Genomic DNA, 21,591 nt, shown 5'->3' with positions numbered 1-21,591 from the left:
CAATAGAATTCCGTGAATCCTCTTCATCACCGAAATGAATAAAGGTCCGGCATGCAGCTCAAGGACATCGACCTCAACCTGTTGCTGGTGTTCGACCGCATGCTGGCCGAGAAACGCGTGTCGGCCGTGGCCGCATCGCTGGGCCTGTCGCAGCCCGCGATCAGCAACGCGCTCGCGCGGCTGCGCAAGCTGCTGGGCGACGAGCTGTTCCTGCGCACCGCGCGCGGCATGGAGCCCACTCCCTTCGCGCTGCAGCTGGCCGAGCCGGTGGCCTATGCCATGGGCGCGCTGCACACCGCGCTCAACCAGCAGGTGGTGTTCGACCCGGCCACCAGCACGCGCGCCTTCGCGCTCGCGATGACCGACATCGGCGAGATCTACTTCACGCCGAAGCTGATGGCCGCGCTGTCGGCGGTTGCACCGGGCGTGACCATCAGCACCGTGCGCAACAACACCGCGACCAACCTGCGCGAGGAGCTCGAGGCCGGCCATGTCGACCTGGCGATCGGGCTGCTGCCGCAACTCAAGTCGGGCGTGTTCCAGCGCCGGCTGTTCCGCCAGCGCTATGTGTGCCTGTTCGCCGGCAGCCATCCGCTCGCGAAGAAGCGCAGCGTGTCGCTCAAGGATTTCGTCGCGGCCGACCACGTGCTGGTGCAGGCCGCGGGCACCGGCCACGGCAAGGCCGACGACGTGATGGCCGCGCAGGGCATCCAGCGGCGCATCCGGCTGCGCGTGCCGCACTTCGTGGCCATCGGCCACATCCTGCGTTCGGGCGACATGATCGCCACCGTGCCCGAGCGGCTCGCGCAGAGCATCGCCGAGCCCTTCGGGCTGGTGTGGCGCCCGCACCCGGTGGCGCTGCCGCAGATCGCGATCAACCTGTTCTGGCACGCCAAGCTGCACCGCGATCCGGGCAACCAGTGGCTGCGCGGCCTGTTGTTCGACCAGTTCGCCGACGGCGACTGAGCACGGTCTTCGGGTTCGGCGTACAAACACGGCCATCGCCCTTTTCCGCATCACGATGGCGCCCTCCCCCCGCATCCGGATCGCTCCCGGCACCGAAGGCATCGAACGCCTCGAGGCCCATCTGCACGGCCAGGCCTTCTCGCCGCACCGCCACGACACCTATGCGATCGGCATCACGCTCGCGGGCGTGCAGCGCTTTCGCTACCGCGGCACGCAGCAGCAGTGCTTGCCGGGCCAGTGCCACGTGCTGCATCCCGACGAGCTGCACGACGGCGGCGCGGGCACCGACGACGGCTTCGGCTACCGCATCCTCTACGTCGACCCGGCGCTGGTGCAGCGCGCGCTGCACGGCAAGCCGCTGCCCTTCGTGGCGCAGCCGGTGCTCGATGCGACGCGGCTGCGGGCCCTCGGCACGGGCCCGCGCACCGCGCGCGAGCTCTGGGACTTCGACGCCGCGATCGACGACGAGGTGCTGCGCACCGAGTTCGCGGTCGCGGTGGCGCAACTGCTGGCCAACGCCGCCACCGGGCAGCCCCAGGCACCCGGCTCGCTCGAACTCGCGGGCCTCACGCGCGTGCGCGACCACATCGCCGCCACGCCGACCGAGCGCCCCGCGATGGCGGCGCTCGAGCGCCTGGCCGGGCTCGACCGCTGGTCGCTCGCGCGCCAGTTCCGCGCGGCCTTCGGCACCAGCCCGAGCCGCTTCCGCACCTTGCGCCAGCTCGACGCGGTGCGCCAACTGCTGCGGCGCGGCAGCTCGCTGGCCGATGCGGCCGACGCGGCCGGCTTCGCCGACCAGAGCCACATGTCGCGCCAGTTCAAGCAGGCCTACGGCCTCACGCCCGCGCGCTGGAGCGCGGCGCTGGGCTGATCAGCGCGCGCCGGCGTCGGTGCGCGCCTCGATCGCGCGCACCACGGCCGCCATGTCGAGCGCGCCCAGGCCCAGCGCCTGCGTCTCGCCATAGAGCGCATGGCAGGCATCGAGCAGCGGCGAGGCCACGCCGGCCGCGCGCGCCGCCTCGGCCACCAGCCGGTTGTTCTTGAGCACGTCGGTGATCGAGGCCTGCACCTCGAAGTCCTGCGCGAGCAGCTTCTGCGCCTTCATGCGCGACACGGCGCTGGCCATCGGCCCGGCCTCGAGCACCGACACCAGCTTGCGCGTGTCGAGCCCGTGGCGGTCGGCGAAATGGAAGGCCTCCGCGAGGCCCGTGACCATGGTGATCAGGAACAGGTTGACCGAGAGCTTCATCAGCAGCGCCTGCGGCACCGGGCCGCAGACCACGGTCTCGTGGCACATGGGCTTGAGCAGCGGCCGCAGCGCTTCCACCGCGTCCGCGTCACCGGCCAGCATCGCCACCAGCTGCCCGGCCTCGGCCGGCTTGCGCGAACCCGAGACCGGCGCCTCGACATAGCGCCCGCCCGCGGCGCGGACCGCGTCGGCCAGCCCCTGCGAATACGCGGCCGAGGTGGTGCCCATGTGGACGATGGTGCGCCCCGCCACGTTGTCCGCGAAGGCCGGCGTGCCGCGGCCCAGCGCTTCGTCGATCGCCTCGCCGTGGGCCAGCATCAGGATCGCGATGCGCGTGCGGCGCAGCACCTGCGCGGGCGTGTCGGCGACCTGCGCGCCGGCTTCGCGCAGGGGCTCGGCGCGCGCGGGCGAGCGGTTCCACACGACGAGCGGCGTGCCCGCGCGCGCGAGGTTGAGCGCCATGGGCTGGCCCATGACGCCGAGTCCGATGAATCCGAGGGGTCCGATGTCAGTCAACCGCGTCTCCGTGAATGCATGAATGGATGGGGAATGGCGTGGCACCTTAGCCCTCGGCGCAGGCCGCGTCTTGAAGCTTTGTGCGGCGGCCACCTTCACGAAGCCTTCAGGGGAGGCGCAGCCTTTCTTCAGGCTCGGTTTCGAGAATGAACGCAACCAACGGCGCACCGCGTGCCGCCGTTGGCTCCCTTCTTTTTCATCCCACTTTTCCAGGCATTCCATGCATTCGAACCCCGCCTCGCTTCCGAAGACCTCGTCCCTGCGCACCGCCCTCCTCCTGTCCGCCCTGCTGCTGGGCGCCGCCGCGTCGATGAAGGCCGGTGCCGCCGAGTACGGCAAGGAACCCACGCGCCTGTACGTCGGCGGCGCCATCGGCCGCTCGAGCTACAGCCTGCCCTCGTCTTCGCGCGTGCCCGTGCCCTGGGGCGGCGAGAAGAACAGCAAGAGCGGCACCGCGTTCAAGGTCTATGGCGGCTACCGCTTCACCGACACCTTCGGCGTGGAAGGCGGCTATGCGCGGCTGGGCCGCGTGAAGCAGTGGAACACCAGCTACAGCGTGTTCGGCGCGAACTCGGTGCTCGAGAACGGCACCGGCCAGGTGTTCTACGCGGCCGCCACCGCGCGGCTGCCGCTGGGCGAGTCGTTCGCGCTCAACGGCCGGCTCGGCGTGGCGCACGGCCGGGTCTCGGCCGGCAACAACCACCGCCTGTTCGGCGGCGAGAGCATCGGCGGCAACGGCACCGGCCTCATGGCCGGCTTCGGCGCCGAGTACGCCGTGACGCGCAATCTCTCGATCACCGCCGACTACGACTACTTCGGCAAGGTCTCGAAGCACGCCAAGGCCGGCCTGCTGACCGTGGGCGTGCGCGCGAACTTCTGACGCCGGCGTCAGCCCGGCAGCGCCCAGCGGCCCAGCACCTCGTGCACGCCCTCGGCGCGCCGGCTGTCGATCAGCGCGAAGCTCGCGGCGGTCCAGCGCACCGGCTCGACCGTGGCCGGCTCCATCGCGCCGCGCATGTACGACACCGTGAGGTGCGGCGTGAAGGCGCGCTTGGGCGCGAAGCCCGCATCGGCCAGCACCTCGCCCAGGCGCTGCCTGAAGGCCGCGAGCGCGGCCACCTCGGCGTTCTCGCCGCCGAGCAGCACGCAGGCACCCTTGGCGAAGCGCATCGCGCTGTCGAACGCCACCTCGAAGCACGGCAGGTGCAGCCGCGAGGCGGCCGCGATCGCGAGCTCGACCTTGTCGCGCGGCAACTCGTCGTGCTCACCCAGGTCATGCAGCGTGACGTGCAACCGGTCGGGCTCCACATGCATGGCGCGGAGGTCCCGTTCCGCATGCCATTGCGCGCTCCAGGCCGCGATGCGCGCGGCATCTTCCTCGCCGGGATGGATCGCGAAGAACAGCACATGCGCCGGCGGCGGCTTGCGCGGCGCGCGTTCGCCGGGCGTGGCGCGGCTGCGCGTGCGCAGCGGTGGCGGCGGTGCGTCGATGCCGGGCAGCAGCAGTTGCTGTTCGCTCGCGGGGGCGGTGCGGCGGGACTTCATGCGCGTCGGCCCTCGTGCGGGGACGTGGGCGCGCGGCGGCAGGTGTGGCGGATGGCGGCAGTCAAGCGTGGGGGCGCGTGCGGTGGCGGTCGAGGGCCGCACGGCGGATGGCATTCGTTGGGGGGCTGAATGGTACAGATGCCCGGCGCGATCCGGGACCGCCGCGCGAAGAAATTTCAGCGCGCCGCGTCGATCGCCGGGCCCGTCCATTCGCGCACGAAGGACTCGGGCGCACGGCGCTCGGGCGCGCGCGTCGCCTCCTTCGCCGTACCGACGTAGAGGAAGCCCAGCAGCCGGTCCGCCTCGCCCAGGCCCAGCGCGCGCTGCACCCGCGGGTCGTAGCTGTTGAGCCCCGTGGCCCAGAAGCCGCCATAGCCCAGCAGGTGCAGCGCATTGAGCATGTTCATCGCGGCGGCGCCGACCGCCAGCACCTGCTCGGACTCGGGGATCTTGTGCGGCGCCAGCACGTGCGCGCAGAGCGCGATCAGCAGCGGCGCGGCCATCGCCTTGTTGCGGAAGCGCTCGCCGTCTTCTTCGGGATCGCGTTGCCGCGCGGCTCGTGCGAACACTTCGCCGAGCGCGATGCGGGCATCGCCGCGGATGGTGATGAAGCGCCAGGGTTGCAGTTGGCCGTGGTCGGGTGCGCGCAGCGCGGCCTGGAAGACGAGGTCGAGCTCCCGCTGCGGCGGTGCGGGATCGGTCAGCGGCCAGGGCGAATGGCGTTGCAGCAGCAGGTCGAGCGCTTCGCGCTGGCTCGGGCGAAGCATGGCGGTATCCGGGTGCATCTCGGCGTCCTTTGACTTTGAAACGAGGGGATCGCCGCGCCGATGGCAGATGCTGAAGGGCTTCAGGGGCGGGCTGGCCTCGCGACGGGTGCGAGGTGGCTGGCATCGGGCGCTTCGCGCGGGACGGCGGGAGCGCTGCACCATCGTTCGACGGGGCGACGAACAGGCGGCCATCGTATCGGCGGCGCATTGCCCGCGCACGGGGTGCGTGTAAGGCGGCTTGCTTCAGTCCTCGTCCAGCGCCGCGAAGCGCTCCGCCAGGAAGTCCACCAGCGCCCGCACCGCCGGCAGCAGCCCGCGCCGCGAAGCGAACACCGCGTGGATGATCTCGCGCCGCGGCGCCCAGCCCTGGATCACGTGGATCAGCTCGCCGCGCGCGATCTGCTCGCGCACCATCATCGAGGGCAGCTGCACGACGCCCACGCCCGCGAGGGCCGCGGCGCGCAGCGCCAGCATGCTGCGCGTGACGAGGCGCGGCTGATGGCGAATGGCCGCCTGCGCGCCATCGGGCCCGATCAGGGTCCACACATGCTCGTGCTGCGGCAGGCCCAGGTCCATGCTCGGCAGGCCGCCAAGGTCGGCGGGCACGCGCGGGATGCCGCCCGACAGCAGTTGCGGATGCGCGACCAGGCACTGCCCGCGCTCGGCGAGCACGCGCATCACGAGCTCGCTGTCCTCGATCGGCGGCGGCCGCACGCGAATGGCCACGTCGACGCCCTCGCCCACCACGTCGACGCGGCGGTTGGTTTCCTCGAGGTGGATCTGCACGCGCGGGTACGCGACCATGAAGGCGGCCACCATGTCGCCGATGCGCGTGTCGAGCAGCGCCACCGGGCAGGTCATGCGCACCACGCCGCGCGGCTCGGCATGGGTCAGCGCGATGGCCTCGTCGGCTGCCTCGGCCTCGACCAGCATCGCCTTGCAGTGGCCGTAGTAGGTCTGGCCCGGCTCGGTGACGGCGAAGCGCCGCGTCGAGCGCTGGATCAGGCGCGTGCCCAGGCGCTCCTCGAGCAGCGCGATGCGCCGGCTGAGCTTGGACTTGGGCATGCCCAGCGCGCGGCCCGCGGGCGCGAAGCCGCCGTGGTCCACCACCTGCACGTAGTAGTAGAGGTCGTTCAGGTCCTTCATCGCTCGCACACCTCATCGTTCACAGAATAGAACGCTGATGGCAAATATCGCCATCTACCGCATTCATCGTTCAACCCATATTCTCTATCCATCGGCCAGGACCCTCGTCCTGGCGACGCAAGGAGATGAAGATGAAGAAGGTTCTCGGTGTCTACAGCGCCCCTCGCACGCACTGGGTGGGCGACGGTTTTCCGGTGCGCTCGCTGTTCGACTACGACGGCCTGGGCAAGCACCTGAGCCCGTTCCTGCTGCTCGACCATGCGGCGCCGACCGCCTTCGAACCGGCCGTCCGCCCGCGCGGCGTGGGCCAGCATCCGCACCGAGGTTTCGAGACCGTGACCATCGTCTACCAGGGCGAGGTCGAGCATCGCGACTCCACCGGCGCGGGCGGCCTGATCGGCCCGGGCGACGTGCAATGGATGACCGCCGGCGGCGGCATCCTGCACGAGGAGTTCCACTCGCGTGCCTTCACCGAGCGCGGCGGCACGATCGAGACGGTGCAGCTCTGGGTCAACCTGCCCGCGAAGGACAAGATGGCCGAGCCCGGCTACCAGACCCTGCTCGACGCGCAGATCCCGTCGGTGGACCTTCCCGAAGGCGCGGGCCGGGTGCGCGTGATCGCCGGCGCGTTCGACGGTCACCGCGGCCCGGCGCGCACCTTCACGCCGATGGACGTGTGGGACCTGCGCATCGCCCAGGGCCGCACCGGTCGCTTCGAGGCGAAGGAAGGCCGCACGCTGGCGCTGGTCGTGCTGCATGGCACGGTGCTGGTCAATGGCGAGACGATCGCGCGCGAAGGGCAACTGGTGCACCTGGCCACCGCCGGCAGCGGCGTGGAGATCGAGGCCAACAGCGACGCGACGGTGCTGTGGCTGTCGGGCGAACCGATCGACGAGCCCGTGGTGGGCTACGGCCCGTTCGTGATGAACAGCGAGGCCGAGATCCGCCAGGCCATGGCCGACTTCAACAGCGGCCGCTTCGGGCGCATGCCGGCCTGAGCGATCGAGCCCCCGCGTTTCGGGAAGACGCGGGGGCTTTTTTCAGGGGCCGTCGCCAGCCCGCAGATCCGACTCGCGCGTCACCGTCTTGGCCAGCAGCCTCAAGGTGCTCGCGCAGGCGGCGACCGCCTCGGACAGCACGCCGCTGCGCCGGTAGGCCAGCCCCAGGTCCATCGACGGCACCGCGCCCGCCATCGCCGTGCGGCGGATGCGCCCGCCGTCGTGCGACCACGGGCGGAACACCAGGTCCGACAGGATCGTCACGCCGACGTTCTGCGCGACCAGGCTGCGCACGGCCTCGATCGACTTGGTACGGAACACGACCTTGGGCGCGAGCTTCGCCGCGCCCCAGTAGCGGCCCACGGTCTCCACGTGCTCGTCCATGTCGAGCAGCACGAAGGGCAGCTCCGCGATCTCCTTCAATGACACCGACTGCCCGGTCGCCAATGGATGGTCGAGCGAGGTCCACAGGCGCCGCTGCGACTTCAGCAGGTTCTCGCGCCGGATGTCGGGCGCCTGCGAGAGGTTCGAGACCAGCACCACGGCCAGGTCGAACTCGCCGCTGCGCAGCCCCGCCTCGATCTCCTCGCGGTTGCGCTCGACCGGTTCGAACTCGATCAACGGCAACTGCCGGCGCATGGCGCCGATGATCTTCGGCAGCATGTATTCGGACACCGTGTCCGTGATGGCGATGCGCACGCGCCCTTCGACCGAGGACGCCGAGCCGTGGGTCTCCTCCACCGCTACTTCGAGCGTGCGCAGGATGTGCTGCGCGTGGCGCAGGAAGCCTTCGCCATGCACCGTGAGCCGCAGCCCGTCGGAATGCCGCGTGAAGAGCTGGACCTTCAGCGCGGTCTCGAGATTGCGCAGCGAGGTCGTCAACGAAGGCTGGCTCACGTAGCAGCGCTGCGCCGCGCGCGAGACTTGGCCCGTGTGGGCCGTGGCGACGAAGTGCTGCAGCTGCTTGATCGTGATCGACATAGATCGATCCTATATCACTCTATTGATATTCAATATTTGAATTGGCGCAGGCATTCGCCCATAGTCGCCCCGCACGACATTCCGGGCGCGAAAGACGCCCCAGGCCCAGCCACTGGAGACACCATGCCCTCGACATCAAGAACAGCCCCTGGGCAAGACGCCCTGCTCCCTTCCGCCGCGCACCCTGGCCCTGCGGGTCCCGGCCTGCTGAGCCGACTGGGCCTGCGCTTCACCGCCTGGGCCGAGCGCTGGTTCCCCGATGCCTACGTGTTCGCGGCCATCGCGGCGGCGGTGGTCGCGGTCGCGGCGCTGCTCAATGGATCGAGCCCGCTGGTCGTGGCCAAGTCCTTCGGCGACGGCTTCTGGAGCCTGATCGTCTTCACGATGCAGATGGCGCTGGTCGCGATCGGCGGCTACGTGGTGGCGACCTCGCCGCCGGCCGCGCGCTTCATCGGTCGCCTGGCATCGGTGCCCGTGTCGGGGCGCCAGGCCATCGCCTACGTGGCGGCGATCAGCATGATCCTGTCGCTGTTCAACTGGGGCATCTCGCTGATCTTCAGCGCGCTCTACGTGCGCGCCCTGGCGCGCCGGACCGAACTGCGCATGGACTACCGCGCCGCCGGCGCGGCCGCCTATCTCGGGCTGGGCGCGACCTGGGCGCTCGGCCTGAGCTCCTCGGCGGCTCAGCTGCAGGCGAACGCCGCCAGCCTGCCCAAGAGCATCCTCGACATCACCGGCGTGATCCCGTTCAGCCAGACCATCTTCCTGTGGCAATCGATGGTGATGGCGCTGGTGCTGATCACCGTCTCGGTCGCGATCGCGCTGTGGTCCGCACCGACGGCCGAGAGCGCGGTCACGGCGCAGGAGCTGGGCATCGACCTGGCCGAGGCCAAGCCGGCAACGGACGCGACCGCCGCGCGGCGCCCCGGCGAATGGCTCGAACGCAGCCCGCTGCTCACGCTGCTGCTGTGCGCGCTCGGCTTCGGCTGGCTCGCGCAGGAGTTCATGGCCAAGAGCCCGCTGATCGCGATCGCGGGGCTCAACACCTACAACCTGCTGTTCCTGATGATCGGCATGCTGCTGCACTGGCGCCCGCGCAGCTTTCTCGACGCGGTGTCGCGCTCGGTGCCCTCGACCGCGGGCGTGATCATCCAGTTTCCGCTCTACGGCGCCATCGCGGCCATGCTGACCGCTGCCAAGGGCGACGGCGGCCACACGCTGTCGGACCGCATCGCGCACCTGTTCGTGAGCATCTCCAGCGTCGACAGCTTCGCGGTGGTGATGGGCGCGTACTCCGCCATCCTGGGCTTCTTCATTCCCTCGGGCGGCGGCAAGTGGATCATCGAGGCGCCCTACGTCATGCAGGCGGCCAACGAACTCAAGGTCCACCTCGGTTGGGCGGTGCAGGTCTACAACGCGGCCGAGGCGCTGCCCAACCTGATCAACCCGTTCTGGATGCTGCCGCTGCTGGGCGTGCTCTCGCTGAAGGCGCGCGACATCGTCGGCTTCACCTTCCTGCAGCTGCTCGTCCATGCGCCGCTGGTGCTCTTCATGCTGTGGTTCCTGGGCCGCACGCTGAGCTACGTGGCACCCGTGATGCCCTGAACGGACCGGGCACTCGAATGGACGCGGCCACGACGCAAACCAAGCCCGGCTACTGCACGCTCTGCCGCTCGCGCTGCGGCACGCTCAACGAGGTGCGCGGCGACATGCTGGTGTCGGTGCGGCCCGACACGGCACACCCGACCGGCCAGGCGATGTGCATGAAGGGCAAGGCCGCGCCCGAGCTCGTGCACAGCCCGCATCGCGTGCTGCATCCCATGCGCCGCACGCGGCCCAAGGGCGACCCGGATCCGGGCTGGGTGCGCATCGGCTGGGAAGAGGCGCTGGCCGAGACCGCCAGGCGCCTGGGGGCCATCAAGGCCGAGAGCGGTGCCGAATCGGTGGTGTTCGCGGTCACCACGCCGAGCGGCACGCCGCTGTCCGACAGCATCGACTGGATCGAGCGCTTCGTGCGCCTCTTCGGCAGCCCCAACATCTGCTACGCGACCGAGGTCTGCAACTGGCACAAGGACTTCGCCCATGCCTTCACCTTCGGCTGCGGCATGCCGCCGGCCGACTATGCGCAGGCCGAGCTGATCGTGCTGTGGGGCCACAACCCCACCAACACCTGGCTGGCCCAGGCCAACGCCATCGCGAAGGGCCGCGCGAAAGGCGCGCGGATGATCGTGGTCGATCCGCGCCCCACGGCGCTGGCGCGCCAGGCCGAGGTGTGGCTGCCGGTGCGGCCCGGCACCGACGCGGCGCTCGCGCTCGGGCTGATCCGCCTGTTGATCGAGGACGACCGCTTCGATGCGGCCTTCGTGCGCGACTGGACCAATGCGCCGCTGCTGGTGCGCGACGACGACGGGCATCTGCTGCGCGAGCGCGACCTGCGGCCCGATGCCGGGGGCGACCGCTTCATGGTCTGGAGCGATGCGGACCAGGGGGCAGTGCCTTACGACACCGCTCGGGCCGCACGAGCTCAAGGCTCGGCTCACTTCCGCCTGCGCGGTGCGGTCACGGTGACGATGGAGAACGGCCAGCGCCTCGCGTGTCGCCCGGCCTTCGATCTGCTGGCGCAGGCCTGCGCCGCCTGGACGCCGCAAGAAGTGGAACGCATCACCGGCGTGCCCGAAGCCCCGCTGCGCGCCGCGGCCGAGCTGTTCGGCGGCGGGCACCGCACGGCCTATCACGCCTGGACCGGCATCGGCCAGCACACCAACGCGACCCAGTCGGAACGCGCGGTCGCCATGCTGTACGCGCTGTGCGGCAGCTTCGATCGCATCGGCGGCAACCGCGTGCGCATCGGTCCGCGCGTCAACACGGTCAATGCGCTCTCGCTGCTGCCCGCTGCTCAGCGCGCGAAGGCGCTCGGCTTGAAGGAACGGCCGATCGGCCCGCCCGCCCATGGCTGGGTGACCGCGCGCGACACCTATCGCGCGATCGTCGAGGGCGAGCCCTACAAGGTGCGCGCGATGATGGCCTTCGGCACCAACCTCCCGGTCTCGCAGGCCGACACCGCGCTCGCGCAGCAGGCGCTGGCGCAGCTCGAGTTCCACGTGCACTGCGACCTGTTCGAGACGCCGGCCGCGCGCTACGCCGACATCCTGCTGCCGATCGACACGCCCTGGGAGCGCGAGGGCCTGCGCATCGGCTTCGAGATCGACGACCGCGCGGCCGGCTGGGTGCAACTGCGCCAGCGCATGGTGGCGCCGCGCGGGGAGTCGCGCTCCGACAACGAGGTGCTGTTCGATCTCGCGCAACGCCTCGGCATGGGTGACGCATTCTTCGACGGCAGCCTGGAGGCCGGGTGGAACCACATTCTCGAGCCACTGGATCTCACGGTGGCGCAGCTGCGCGAACGGCCCGAAGGCGTGGCCTGCGACATCGACGCGGGCGAGCGGAAGTACGCGCGCGAAACGCTCACCGGCGTGCGAGGCTTCGACACGCCCACGCGCCGCGTCGAGCTCTATTCCGAAACCCTGCTGCGCCACGGCCAGCCGCCCGTGGCGAGCTTCGTCGAGCCCGCGGACACGCCGCGCGACGCCAGGGCGACCGGACAGGGCCGCTTCCCCTACGTGCTGAGCTCGGCCAAGAACGGTCTCTACTGCCACAGCCAGCATCGCAGCCTGCCCTCGCTGCGCAGGCGCGCGCCCGAGCCGGTGGCCGAGCTGAGCCCCGCGCTCGCGCAGGCCAAGCACATCGTCGACGGCGACTGGCTGCGCATCCGCACGCGCGTGGGCGAGGCCCGCTTCGTCGCGCGCATCACGCCCGACCTGGCCGACGACCTCGTCGTGGCCGAGTTCGGCTGGTGGCAGGGCTGCAGCGAGCTGGACCGCGAGGGCCTGCCGGTCGATAGTGCGTCGAGCAGCAATTTCAATGCGCTGATCTCGGCCGACCATTGCGACCCGGTCAGCGGCTCGGTGCCGCACCGTTCCTTTCTCTGCGACATCGAACGCGATCCCGCCACGGCGTTGCGACAGCGCGCATGGACGGGCACGCGCCGCTTTCGCATCGAAGAACTGCGGCCCGAGGCCGAGGGCGTGCTGGGCATCCACTTCGAGCCCGTCGACGATGGCGCCCTGCCCGACTACCGGCCCGGCCAGCATGTCGAACTCAAGCTCGATCTGGGCGATGGCACGCCGGTCTCGCGAGCCTATTCGCTCACCGGTGCGGCCGAGCAAGAGGATCGGCGCGGCTACAGCATCGCGGTGCGGCACCAGCGCGGCCGCGCGGCCGACGGCACGCCGTACCAGGGGCGCATGTCGGGCCACCTGCATCGCGAGCTGAAGCTCGGCGACACGGTCGAGCTGCGGGCACCGTCGGGTGGCTTCGTGATTCCGCGCCGTTCGTCCCAGCCGCTGGTGCTGTTCGCGGGCGGCATCGGCATCACGCCGTTCATCAGCCTGCTCGAGTCGCTGCCCGATGGCGCCGAAGGCCCCGCGATCCGGCTCTACTACGCCAACCAGAACAGCGCGACGCACGCCTTCCGCGAACGCATCGCACACCACCGCGCGCGCCTGCCCCGACTGCAGGTGATCGACCACTACAACGCACCGCTGCCCGAGGACCGCCTCGGCATCGACTACCAGTCGGACCGCTACATCGATGCCGGCGTGGTGGACGACGCGCTGATTGCGCAGCGGGCGCGCTTCTACCTGTGCGGGCCGCCCGCGATGATGGACAGCGTCATCGCGGGACTGGTGGCGCGCGGCGTTCCGCGCTTCGACATCTTCAGCGAGGTGTTCCGTTCGCCCGCCGCGCCACCGACCGACGGTCCCCAGCAGTTCGATGTCCGCTTCACGCGCTCGGGCCGCGGGCCGGCCACGTGGACGCCCAGGCAGGGCAGCTTGCTGAGCTTCGGCGAATCGCTGGGCCTGCAACTGCCCAGCGGCTGCCGCGTGGGGCAATGCGAAAGCTGTGCCGTGCGCGTGATCGCCGGCAAGGTCGCGCACCTGCATGGCCGTGAACCCGAAGACCCGGCCGTGTGCCTGACATGCCAGGCCGTGCCGCTCGAAGACCTCGTGCTCGATGCATGAGCCCCGCCCTCCGTTTCCACCCCGCCGCCCCATGAGAACCATCGATACCGAAACCACCCGCCGCGCCCTGCGCTTCGAGCGCCTGATCCCCGCGCTGCGCGACATGTTCGTCGCCGGCTGCGAAGTGCCGTTGCGGCATGTACACACGCTCCAGAACCAGGCTCCACAAGCGGGCGGAACCGTGCTGATCATGCCGGCGTGGCAGGAGGGCCGCTACCTGGGCATCAAGACGGTGAACATCTTCCCGGGCAATGCCGAACGCGGCCTGCCCGGGCTGTTCTCGACCTACACGCTCTACGACGCAAGCACGGGCGAGCCGCTGGCGCAGATCGATGGCAACGAGATCACCTCGCGCCGCACCGCCGCCGCGTCGGCCCTCGCCGCCTCCTACCTCGCACCCGTGGAAGCGCGCAGCCTGCTCGTCGTCGGTTGCGGCCGTGTCGGTGGCCTCGTTCCCGAGGCGTTTCGCACCGTGCGGCCGATCGAGCGCATCGCGGTCTGGGATCGCAACGAAGCGGCGGCGAAGGAACTCGCCGCGCGCCTCCAAGCGCAAGATATCGATGCGTTCGTCGCCACCGACCTCGCCCAGGCCGCGAGCGAAGCCGACATCGTGAGCTGCGCCACGCTCGCGACGCAGCCGGTGATCGAGGGCGCCTGGCTGCGGCCGCACAGCCACCTCGACCTGATCGGCAGCTTCACGCCGCAGATGCGCGAGGCCGACGACGCCGCGTTCGTCGGCGCGAAACTCTTCATCGACACGCGGGAGGCGCTGCAGAAGAGCGGCGAGCTGCTCGGTCCGATGTCGCGCGGCGTGTTCGCGGCCACGGACGTTGCGGGAGAGTTGGCCGACCTCGCAGCCGGCCGGGTCCAGGGACGAACAGAGACCGATGGACGGACCGTCTTCAAGGCCGTTGGCACGGCGCTCGAGGACCTCGCGGCGGCGATCCTCGTCTACGAGAGCGTTGAAACCGCGTGAGGAGCGGGGTTTCGACCTCCGCACCAAATTGACAAAATAGATCAATACTGTAAAGTTCGACGCCTGTCCTCACGGACCGGCGGCCGAGCTTCGCGGCGCGTCGACCGGCGGGGACCTTGAACATCCACCCTCACCGTCGAGTTCGCCCCATGCCTTCGCTGTCCCCGATCTCCTTCGGCCTTGCCGGAGCGCCCCGCTGATGGCTGCCACCCCCGACCGGCGCGTCGCGATCATGGAGGCCGCGATCGGCGTCTTCCTGCGCTACGGCTACCGCAAGACCTCGATGGACGACCTCGCGCGCGCCGCCGGCATCTCGCGCCAGGGCCTCTACCTGCACTTCAGCGCGAAGGACGAACTCTTCAAGCAGGCCGTCACCTGGTTCGCGGAATGCGGCCTCGCGGCCATGCGGGCCGCGCTGGCGCGCGAGGAGCTGCCGATCGAGGAGCGGCTGGTCGGCGCCTTCGCGGCGCTGCACGCGCAGAACGACGGTTCGCAGATGTCGCTCGAGCACATGAACGAGATCGTCGCGACCGCGCGCGAGCTGGTCGGCCCGGTGCTCGAGGAGTTCGACCAGGCCGTCCCCAAGGAACTGGCGCGCGCCATCCAGTCCAGCGGCGACGCCGTGCCCTGGCGCGGCGCCGGCCTCACGGCCAAGGCGCTGGCGCAGCACCTGTATGCCGCCTCGCACGGCCTCAAGCACTACGCCCGCACGCCGGCCGAGTACCAGGCCGGCATCCGCACCGCCGTGCGCCTCGTCTGCGGCCGTCCCGGCCCGGCGGCCGGCGCCTGAGCCCCTTCCACCTGTTCACGAACGGAGTCCTCGCCATGTCCACCTTCTCGCTTTGCGCCTGCGGCTCGCGCCCCACGGCCCATCCCCAGTCGCCGCAGCAGCGCGACGGCGTCTATCGCAATGTCGTGCCGCGCGCGCCGATGGGTTTCCTGAAGACCGTGGCGATCGGCTGGCGGGTCCTGACCGGCAAGAGCGACACCACCGTGCCGAGCACCCCGATCCCGGTGCGGCCGCTGACGACCGCGGCCCTGCTGGCGGCGCCGGACCGCAGCCTCTACCGCCTCGGCCATTCGACCCTGCTGCTCAAGCTCGACGGCGAGTTCTGGCTCACCGACCCCGTGTTCTCCGAGCGCGCGTCGCCGGTGCAATGGGCCGGCCCCAAGCGCTTTCATGCGCCGCCGATCGACATCGACGACCTGCCTCCGATCAAGGGCGTGATCCTCTCGCACGACCACTTCGACCACCTGGACCGCGCCGCCATCGCGCGGCTCGCGCCGAAGGTCGAGGTGTTCGTCACGCCGCTCGGCGTGGGCGACCGCCTGATCGGCTGGGGCGTCGACCCGGCGCGGGTGCGGCAGCTCGACTGGTGGGACGAGACCATCGTCGGCGGCATCCGCCTCGCGGCCGTGCCCGCGCAGCATTTCTCGGGCCGCACCCTGCTCGACGAGGACCGCACCCTGTGGGCTTCATGGGTGATCCTGGCCGGCGACCTGCGGCTCTTCTTCAGCGGCGACACCGGCTACCACGCCGACTTCAAGACCATCGGCGATCGCTACGGTCCCTTCGACGTGACCATGCTCGAGACCGGCGCCTACGACAGGCAATGGGCCGACGTCCACATGCAGCCCGAGCAGACGCTGCAGGCCCATCTGGACCTGCGCGGGCACTGGCTGCTGCCGGTGCACAACGGCACCTTCGACCTGGCGATGCATGCGTGGAACGAGCCGTTCGAGCGCATCCAGGCGCTGGCACAGGCTCGCGATGTGAAGCTGGCCACGCCGGTGATGGGAGAACGGGTGGCGCTGGAGGCGCCGCGCACTGGGCGTGCGTGGTGGGTGGCCGGCGGAAACTGAGGGGTATCACGGCGTCGGCATTGAGATATCGGTAAATTTCGATATGATCGACGCATGGAACTGCTCGAAGTCTTCAAGGCCCTCTCGAACCGGACGCGCCTCGACATCCTGAAGGGCTTGAAGGATCCCGCGAAGAACTTCCCTCCGCAGGACGAAGGCGACGTCCTGACGGTGGGCGTCTGCGTCAGCAGCATCCAGGAAGGCGTCGGGCTGTCGCAGTCGACGGTGTCGGACTACCTGGCGACCCTGCAGCGAGCGGGCCTGGTCGAAGTCAGGCGCATCGGCCAGTGGACCTACTACAAGCGCAACGAGGCAACCATCAGCGCCCTTGCCGAGCTCATCGGCAAGGAGCTTTGACTTTTTTACCCTGAAACATCGGAAATTCCCGATATCCCTTTTTATAGAAATGAAGGACATGCCATGAAAGCCCTGAGACTCACATCGTTCGGTGGCCCCGAATCGTTCGAACTGTGCGACCTGCCCCGCCCTGTGCCCCATGCGGGACAGGTCCTGGTCCGGGTCCATGCGACCTCGATCAATCCGCTCGATTACCAGGTCCGACGCGGCGACTATCCCGACCTGGTGCCACTGCCGGCCATCACCGGGCACGATGTATCGGGTGTGGTCGAAGAAGTCGGGCCGGGCGTGACGGCCTTCTCTCCGGGAGACGAGGTCTGGTACACGCCGCAAATCTTCGACGGGCCGGGCAGCTATGCCGAGTACCACGTCGCCGCCCAAGGCATCGTCGGCAAGAAGCCCTCCTCGCTGAGCCATCTCGAGGCGGCGAGCCTGACCCTGGTGGGTGGCACGGCGTGGGAAGCGCTGGTCGTGCGCGCGGCGCTCAGGGTGGGCGAAAGCATCCTGGTGCACGGCGGCGCGGGAGGCGTCGGCCATGTGGCGATCCAGCTCGCCAGAGCCATCGGAGCCCGGGTGTTCACGACAGTGCGCGAAGCCAACTTAGAGTTCGCACGCAGCCTGGGTGCCGACGTGCTCATCGACTACGAGAAGGAGGACTACGTCGACGCCGTCCTGCGCGAGACGGGTGGCCGCGGCGTCGATGTCGTGTTCGACACCATCGGCGGCGACACCCTGTCGCGCAGCCCCGACGCCCTGGCCCAACTGGGCCGCGTCGTCAGCATCGTGGACATCGCACGGCCGCAGAACCTCGTCCAGGCCTGGGGCAAGAACGCGAGCTACCACTTCGTCTTCACGCGACAGAACCGCGGCAAGCTCGATGAGTTGAGCGCCTTGATCGAGCGCGGGCAGCTACGGCCGCACGTGGGCGCCGTCTATTCGCTGGCCGACATTCCGCTTGCCCATGCGCGGCTGGAAAGTCCCAACAACGGGGTGCGAGGAAAGATCGCGATTACGGTCGGGTCATAGGTCTCTTGAAGGCCGATGGGGTTTTCTTCGCGGGCGACAGTCCGCGAAGGACCCGACCTCACTCCCACTCGATCGTCGCCGGCGGCTTGCTGGACACGTCGTAAGTCACCCGGTTGATCCCCCGCACCTCGTTGATGATCCGCCCCGACACCTTCTTGAGCAGCGCATACGGCAGCTCGGCCCAGTCGGCGGTCATGAAGTCGCTGGTCTGCACGGCACGCAGCGCGACGACGTAGTCGTAGGTGCGGCCGTCGCCCATCACGCCGACGCTCTTCACCGGCAGGAACACGGTGAAGGCCTGGCTCGTGAGGTCGTACCAGGTCTTGCCGGTCTCGGCGTCGGTGAAGTTGCGCAGCTCCTCGATGAAGATGGCGTCGGCGCGGCGCAGCAGGTCGGCGTATTCCTTCTTCACTTCGCCGAGGATGCGCACGCCCAGGCCCGGACCGGGGAACGGGTGGCGGTAGACCATCTCGGGCGGCAGGCCGAGCGCGACGCCGAGTTCGCGCACCTCGTCCTTGAACAGGTCGCGCAGCGGCTCGAGCAGCTTCAGGCCCAGCTGCTCGGGCAGGCCGCCGACGTTGTGGTGGCTCTTGATGGTGACGGCCTTCTTGCTCTTGGCGCCGCCGCTCTCGATGACGTCGGGGTAGATGGTGCCTTGCGCGAGGAAGGTGGCGCCCTTGTGGCCGCCGTCGCCGGCCTTGAGCTTGGCGGCTTCCTGCTTGAACACGGTGACGAACTCGCCGCCGATGATCTTGCGCTTGGCTTCGGGGTCGCTCACGCCGGCGAGCTTGCCGAGGAACAACTCGCTGGCATCGACGCGGATGACCTTGGCGTGCAGCTTGCCCTCGAACATCTCCATGACCATGTCGCCCTCGTTGAGGCGCAGCAGGCCGTGGTCGACGAAGACGCAGGTGAGCTGGTCGCCGATGGCGCGATGGATCAGCGCGGCGGCCACGCTCGAATCGACGCCGCCCGACAGGCCGAGGATGACCTCCTCGTCGCCCACCTGCTCGCGGATCTTCTGCACGGCCTCGGCGATGTGGTCGCGCATGACCCAGTCGGGCTTGGCCTCGCAGATGCCGAGCACGAAGCGCTCGAGGATGGCCTTGCCCTGCACGGTGTGAGTGACCTCGGGATGGAACTGCACGGCGTAGTAGCGGCGCGTCTCGTCGGCCATGCCGGCGATGGGGCAGCTGTCGGTGCTGGCCATGAGCTTGAAGCCCGGCGGCAGCTCGGTGACCTTGTCGCCGTGGCTCATCCACACGTTGAGCATGCCGTGGCCTTCGGGCGTGGTGAAGTCGGCGATCTCCTCGAGCAGCGCGGTGTGGCCGTGGGCGCGCACGGCGGCGAAGCCGAACTCGCGCTTGTGGCCGCCCTCGACCTTGCCGCCGAGCTGGTGCGCCATGGTCTGCATGCCATAGCAGATGCCGAGCACGGGAATGCCGAGGTCGAACACGGCCTGCGGGCACTTGTCGGTGGTCTCCTCGTACACGCTGGCATGGCTGCCCGAGAGGATCACGCCCTTGAGATGGCCGTCGGCGGCGTACTCGCGCACCCACTCGTCGCTGACGTCGCAGGGATGCACTTCGCTGAGCACATGGGCCTCGCGCACGCGGCGCGCGATGAGCTGGGTGACCTGCGAGCCGAAATCGAGGATGAGGATCTTGTCGTGTTGCATGGGCTGGGACTCAGAGCGTTGAGATGTCGAACAGCCGGACGCCCGCTTGCGGCGCGGCCTGGATGAGTTGCTCGTCGAAGGTGGCGAGCGGAAGACCGAGCGAGCGCGCGAGCCAGAGGTAGCCCGCGGCATAGAGCGACACGCCGGCATCGATGGCGACGGCGAGCACGGCCTTGTGCTGGGCCGGCGCGAGCTCGTGCAGCTCGACGCGATGGCGGATGGCATCGAGCACGCTCCACAGGCCCTCGACGGCCGACGAGGGAATGCGGCCGCTGCGCACGCCGTTGGCGATGACGTTGGCGCACTCCCACTGCCAGGCATTGGGCGCCTGCGGCTCGACCTCGTCGCGGCGGATGGCGGCGTAGAGCCTGCGCGTGTGTTCGTTGGCGTGGTCGGGCAACAGCCAGGCGGCGGTGACCGAGGCATCCATGACGAAGGCGGTCATGGCTGGCGGCCCTGGTTCAGCAGCGCGCGGGCCGAGGTGCCGGGAAGGATGGCGGCATGCAGCGCGTCGATCTGGCCCAGTTCGCGCGCGATCTGCTCGTCGGTGATCACCGGCTTGCGCCGCACCGGCAGCATGCGCACCACCTCCTTGCCGTGGCGGGTGATGCGCACCTCCTCGCCCTTCTCGACCGAGTCGATCAGGGCCGAGAAGTTGTTCTTGGCTTCAGCGATGCCGATGGATTGCATTGGGGCCAGAAAATTTGAATCTGGCCCGAATTCTAAACCTGATCTGGCCCGACTCTCAAGGTCTGGCCAGAATCAGGTTCAGCCACCGCGTTACTCGGCGCGGTAGTTCGGCGCTTCCTTCGTGATCTGCACGTCGTGGACGTGACTCTCGCGGATGCCGGCGGTGGTGATCTCGACGAACTCGGCCTTGTTCTTCATCTCTTCGATGGTGCCGCAGCCGCAGTAGCCCATGCTGGCGCGAACGCCGCCGGCCATCTGGTAGATGATCGAGACGATCGAGCCCTTGTAGGGCACGCGGCCCTCGATGCCCTCGGGCACGAGCTTGTCGGTGTTGGGGTTGCCGGTGGTCGATTCCTGGAAGTACCGGTCGGCACTGCCCTGCTGCATCGCGCCGATGGAGCCCATGCCGCGGTAGCTCTTGTAGCTGCGGCCCTGGTACAGCACGATCTCGCCCGGCGCCTCTTCGGTGCCGGCGAACATGCTGCCCATCATCACGGTGCTGGCGCCGGCCGCGATGGCCTTGGCGATGTCGCCCGAGTAGCGCACGCCGCCGTCGGAGATCAGCGGCACGCCGCTGCCGTGCAGCGCGGTGGCGACGCTGTCGACCGCCATGATCTGCGGCACGCCCACGCCGGCCACGATGCGGGTGGTGCAGATGGAGCCCGGGCCGATGCCGACCTTGACCGCGTCGGCACCGGCCTCGGCCAGCGCGCGCGCGGCGTCGCCGGTCGCGATGTTGCCGCCGATCACGTCGATCTGCGGATAGTTCTGCTTGACCCAGCGCACGCGCTCGATCACGCCCTTGCTGTGGCCGTGCGCGGTGTCGACCACGATGGCATCGACGCCGGCCTTGACCAGTGCCTCGACGCGCTCCTCGGTGCCCTCGCCCACGCCGACCGCCGCGCCCACGCGCAGGCGGCCCGAGGCATCGCGCGCGGCATTGGGGAAGGTGGTCTGCTTGGTGATGTCCTTGACGGTGATCAGGCCCTTGAGCTCCCAGTCGCTGTTGATCACGAGCAGGCGTTCGAGCTTGTGCTTGTTGAGCAGCGCCTTGGCCTCGGCCAGCGTGGTGCCATCGGGCACGGTGATCAGCCGGTCGCGCTGCGTCATGATCTCGCTCACGGGCACGTCGTAGCGGTTCTCGAAGCGCAGGTCGCGCCCGGTCACGATGCCGACCACCCGGCCGGCGTCGACCACCGGGAAGCCCGAGATGCCGAGCTGGTCCGACAGCGCCATCACCTGCCGCACCGAGTGCGTGGGCGTGATCACCACCGGATCGCGCAGCACGCCCGATTCGTAGCGCTTGACCTTGGCCACTTCGGCGGCCTGCTGCTGCGCGGTGAGGTTCTTGTGCACGATCCCGATGCCGCCTTCCTGCGCGATGGCGATCGCGAGGCGGGCTTCGGTCACGGTGTCCATCGCCGCCGAGACGAGCGGGATGTTCAGCGTGATGTTTCGGGAGAATTTGGTGGCGAGGGAGGTGTCCTTGGGCAGGACCTGGGAGAACGCTGGCACCAGCAACACATCGTCGAAGGTGAGCGCTTTGCCGAGAAGGCGCATGGGTGAGGCTCCAAAAGACGGATTGTAACGAGGCCGCGGGGTATGCTGCCGGGCTGACCGCGGCTCGGCCCCGCGCGGTGCGGGCCTATCGCCCGCCCGTCGCCTCCCGCGTCGCCATTTGCCCACTGCCCGGTCTGCGGACCGCGGCGAAAACCAATCACTGCCTGTTGCAAAACGTAAGGCATCGCTAGA

Annotated in this window: 20 protein-coding genes; 11 read left to right on the top strand and 9 right to left on the bottom strand. The window is 69.5% G+C overall.

Going from position 1 to position 21,591, the window contains the following annotated elements; genetic code table 11:
• Positions 1-51: 51 nt before the first annotated feature.
• Positions 52-966 carry a LysR family transcriptional regulator gene (locus R0232_RS17685; protein WP_093341826.1) on the top strand — a complete coding sequence of 305 codons (915 nt, stop codon included), beginning with the start codon at positions 52-54 and terminating at the stop codon, positions 964-966.
• Positions 967-1,021: 55 nt separating this feature from the next.
• Positions 1,022-1,837: an AraC family transcriptional regulator gene (locus tag R0232_RS17680; RefSeq protein WP_431508896.1), complete on the top strand. Its 816-nt coding sequence runs from the start codon at positions 1,022-1,024 to the stop codon at positions 1,835-1,837.
• Here the strand turns inward: R0232_RS17680 and R0232_RS17675 are convergent, their stop codons facing one another.
• Positions 1,838-2,689 (bottom strand): NAD(P)-dependent oxidoreductase, encoded by an 852-nt coding sequence (locus R0232_RS17675; protein WP_431512904.1) that lies wholly within the window; start codon positions 2,687-2,689, stop codon positions 1,838-1,840.
• A gap of 262 nt (positions 2,690-2,951) precedes the next feature.
• Here R0232_RS17675 and R0232_RS17670 point away from each other — a divergent pair, with 262 nt between their 5' ends.
• The gene (locus R0232_RS17670; protein WP_208509108.1) at positions 2,952-3,611 is read left to right on the top strand and encodes an outer membrane beta-barrel protein; all 660 of its coding nucleotides are present in this window, start codon (positions 2,952-2,954) and stop codon (positions 3,609-3,611) included.
• An 8-nt stretch (positions 3,612-3,619) separates the two neighbouring features.
• On the opposite strand, the gene R0232_RS17665 is transcribed toward R0232_RS17670, so the two are convergent.
• The 3 genes from R0232_RS17665 to R0232_RS17655 all read right to left on the bottom strand — a co-directional run bounded on the left by R0232_RS17665 (position 3,620) and on the right by R0232_RS17655 (position 6,189).
• The gene (locus R0232_RS17665) at positions 3,620-4,276 is read right to left on the bottom strand and encodes a 2'-5' RNA ligase family protein (protein ID WP_431508895.1); all 657 of its coding nucleotides are present in this window, start codon (positions 4,274-4,276) and stop codon (positions 3,620-3,622) included.
• A 176-nt stretch (positions 4,277-4,452) separates the two neighbouring features.
• A complete protein-coding gene (locus tag R0232_RS17660) occupies positions 4,453-5,061 on the bottom strand; it encodes a nitroreductase family protein (RefSeq protein ID WP_431508894.1) in 609 nt (202 codons plus the stop codon).
• A 225-nt stretch (positions 5,062-5,286) separates the two neighbouring features.
• Positions 5,287-6,189 (bottom strand): LysR family transcriptional regulator, encoded by a 903-nt coding sequence (locus R0232_RS17655; RefSeq protein ID WP_208507833.1) that lies wholly within the window; start codon positions 6,187-6,189, stop codon positions 5,287-5,289.
• A gap of 131 nt (positions 6,190-6,320) precedes the next feature.
• Between R0232_RS17655 and R0232_RS17650 the strand changes: the two genes are divergently transcribed.
• Positions 6,321-7,187 (top strand): pirin family protein, encoded by an 867-nt coding sequence (locus tag R0232_RS17650; protein ID WP_431508893.1) that lies wholly within the window; start codon positions 6,321-6,323, stop codon positions 7,185-7,187.
• 42 nt (positions 7,188-7,229) lie between these two features.
• Here the strand turns inward: R0232_RS17650 and R0232_RS17645 are convergent, their stop codons facing one another.
• Complete coding sequence (locus tag R0232_RS17645) at positions 7,230-8,168, bottom strand: LysR family transcriptional regulator (RefSeq protein WP_431508892.1); 939 nt, start codon at positions 8,166-8,168, stop codon at positions 7,230-7,232.
• 123 nt (positions 8,169-8,291) lie between these two features.
• Between R0232_RS17645 and R0232_RS17640 the strand changes: the two genes are divergently transcribed.
• The 7 genes from R0232_RS17640 (at position 8,292) to R0232_RS17610 (ending at position 17,471) form a co-directional block, all read left to right on the top strand.
• Positions 8,292-9,773, top strand: coding sequence for a short-chain fatty acid transporter (locus tag R0232_RS17640; RefSeq protein WP_431508891.1), 1,482 nt, complete (start codon positions 8,292-8,294; stop codon positions 9,771-9,773).
• 17 nt (positions 9,774-9,790) lie between these two features.
• Positions 9,791-13,249 carry a molybdopterin-dependent oxidoreductase gene (locus R0232_RS17635; RefSeq protein ID WP_431508890.1) on the top strand — a complete coding sequence of 1,153 codons (3,459 nt, stop codon included), beginning with the start codon at positions 9,791-9,793 and terminating at the stop codon, positions 13,247-13,249.
• Between the two features lie 31 nt (positions 13,250-13,280).
• A complete protein-coding gene (locus R0232_RS17630; protein WP_431512903.1) occupies positions 13,281-14,225 on the top strand; it encodes an ornithine cyclodeaminase family protein in 945 nt (314 codons plus the stop codon).
• Positions 14,226-14,424: 199 nt separating this feature from the next.
• Positions 14,425-15,015 (top strand): TetR/AcrR family transcriptional regulator, encoded by a 591-nt coding sequence (locus tag R0232_RS17625; RefSeq protein ID WP_431508889.1) that lies wholly within the window; start codon positions 14,425-14,427, stop codon positions 15,013-15,015.
• A 35-nt stretch (positions 15,016-15,050) separates the two neighbouring features.
• Positions 15,051-16,088, top strand: coding sequence for an MBL fold metallo-hydrolase (locus R0232_RS17620; RefSeq protein WP_431508888.1), 1,038 nt, complete (start codon positions 15,051-15,053; stop codon positions 16,086-16,088).
• Positions 16,089-16,142: 54 nt separating this feature from the next.
• Entirely contained in the window at positions 16,143-16,445 is a 303-nt protein-coding gene (locus R0232_RS17615) for an ArsR/SmtB family transcription factor (protein WP_395352673.1), read from the top strand.
• Between the two features lie 63 nt (positions 16,446-16,508).
• Complete coding sequence (locus tag R0232_RS17610) at positions 16,509-17,471, top strand: zinc-dependent alcohol dehydrogenase family protein (RefSeq protein ID WP_431508887.1); 963 nt, start codon at positions 16,509-16,511, stop codon at positions 17,469-17,471.
• Between the two features lie 58 nt (positions 17,472-17,529).
• Here the strand turns inward: R0232_RS17610 and guaA are convergent, their stop codons facing one another.
• From guaA to guaB, 4 genes are all read right to left on the bottom strand, one after another.
• Positions 17,530-19,149 carry a glutamine-hydrolyzing GMP synthase gene (guaA, locus tag R0232_RS17605; RefSeq protein WP_431508886.1) on the bottom strand — a complete coding sequence of 540 codons (1,620 nt, stop codon included), beginning with the start codon at positions 19,147-19,149 and terminating at the stop codon, positions 17,530-17,532.
• 10 nt (positions 19,150-19,159) lie between these two features.
• Positions 19,160-19,594: a type II toxin-antitoxin system VapC family toxin gene (locus R0232_RS17600; RefSeq protein ID WP_057591696.1), complete on the bottom strand. Its 435-nt coding sequence runs from the start codon at positions 19,592-19,594 to the stop codon at positions 19,160-19,162.
• Positions 19,591-19,839: a type II toxin-antitoxin system Phd/YefM family antitoxin gene (locus R0232_RS17595; RefSeq protein WP_431508885.1), complete on the bottom strand. Its 249-nt coding sequence runs from the start codon at positions 19,837-19,839 to the stop codon at positions 19,591-19,593. Before R0232_RS17595 ends, R0232_RS17600 begins: the two co-directional genes overlap by 4 nt.
• Before the next feature lie 90 nt (positions 19,840-19,929).
• Positions 19,930-21,399 (bottom strand): IMP dehydrogenase, encoded by a 1,470-nt coding sequence (gene guaB, locus R0232_RS17590; RefSeq protein WP_093341788.1) that lies wholly within the window; start codon positions 21,397-21,399, stop codon positions 19,930-19,932.
• Positions 21,400-21,591 lie beyond the last annotated feature (192 nt).

This window comes from Variovorax sp. DAIF25 (assembly GCF_050711835.1).
Taxonomy (GTDB): Bacteria; Pseudomonadota; Gammaproteobacteria; order Burkholderiales; family Burkholderiaceae_C; genus Variovorax.
The sequence above is the reverse complement of the archived record's forward strand: the minus strand, read 5'-3'. Positions and strand labels throughout refer to the sequence as shown.

Excerpts from the sequence above, each read along its gene's own strand:
- guaB (WP_093341788.1), bottom strand. The coding sequence starts at position 21,399 with ATGCGCCTTCTCGGCAAAGCGCTCACCTTCGACGATGTGTTGCTGGTG.
- R0232_RS17675 (WP_431512904.1), bottom strand. The coding sequence starts at position 2,689 with ATGGGCCAGCCCATGGCGCTCAACCTCGCGCGCGCGGGCACGCCGCTC.
- R0232_RS17595 (WP_431508885.1), bottom strand. The coding sequence starts at position 19,839 with ATGCAATCCATCGGCATCGCTGAAGCCAAGAACAACTTCTCGGCCCTG.
- R0232_RS17680 (WP_431508896.1), top strand. The coding sequence starts at position 1,022 with ATGGCGCCCTCCCCCCGCATCCGGATCGCTCCCGGCACCGAAGGCATC.
- R0232_RS17635 (WP_431508890.1), top strand. The coding sequence starts at position 9,791 with ATGGACGCGGCCACGACGCAAACCAAGCCCGGCTACTGCACGCTCTGC.
- R0232_RS17665 (WP_431508895.1), bottom strand. The coding sequence starts at position 4,276 with ATGAAGTCCCGCCGCACCGCCCCCGCGAGCGAACAGCAACTGCTGCTG.
- R0232_RS17615 (WP_395352673.1), top strand. The coding sequence starts at position 16,143 with ATGGAACTGCTCGAAGTCTTCAAGGCCCTCTCGAACCGGACGCGCCTC.
- R0232_RS17670 (WP_208509108.1), top strand. The coding sequence starts at position 2,952 with ATGCATTCGAACCCCGCCTCGCTTCCGAAGACCTCGTCCCTGCGCACC.
- R0232_RS17655 (WP_208507833.1), bottom strand. The coding sequence starts at position 6,189 with ATGAAGGACCTGAACGACCTCTACTACTACGTGCAGGTGGTGGACCAC.
- R0232_RS17685 (WP_093341826.1), top strand. The coding sequence starts at position 52 with ATGCAGCTCAAGGACATCGACCTCAACCTGTTGCTGGTGTTCGACCGC.
- R0232_RS17645 (WP_431508892.1), bottom strand. The coding sequence starts at position 8,168 with ATGTCGATCACGATCAAGCAGCTGCAGCACTTCGTCGCCACGGCCCAC.
- R0232_RS17640 (WP_431508891.1), top strand. The coding sequence starts at position 8,292 with ATGCCCTCGACATCAAGAACAGCCCCTGGGCAAGACGCCCTGCTCCCT.
- R0232_RS17650 (WP_431508893.1), top strand. The coding sequence starts at position 6,321 with ATGAAGAAGGTTCTCGGTGTCTACAGCGCCCCTCGCACGCACTGGGTG.
- R0232_RS17620 (WP_431508888.1), top strand. The coding sequence starts at position 15,051 with ATGTCCACCTTCTCGCTTTGCGCCTGCGGCTCGCGCCCCACGGCCCAT.
- guaA (WP_431508886.1), bottom strand. The coding sequence starts at position 19,149 with ATGCAACACGACAAGATCCTCATCCTCGATTTCGGCTCGCAGGTCACC.
- R0232_RS17630 (WP_431512903.1), top strand. The coding sequence starts at position 13,281 with ATGAGAACCATCGATACCGAAACCACCCGCCGCGCCCTGCGCTTCGAG.
- R0232_RS17610 (WP_431508887.1), top strand. The coding sequence starts at position 16,509 with ATGAAAGCCCTGAGACTCACATCGTTCGGTGGCCCCGAATCGTTCGAA.
- R0232_RS17625 (WP_431508889.1), top strand. The coding sequence starts at position 14,425 with ATGGCTGCCACCCCCGACCGGCGCGTCGCGATCATGGAGGCCGCGATC.
- R0232_RS17600 (WP_057591696.1), bottom strand. The coding sequence starts at position 19,594 with ATGACCGCCTTCGTCATGGATGCCTCGGTCACCGCCGCCTGGCTGTTG.
- R0232_RS17660 (WP_431508894.1), bottom strand. The coding sequence starts at position 5,061 with ATGCACCCGGATACCGCCATGCTTCGCCCGAGCCAGCGCGAAGCGCTC.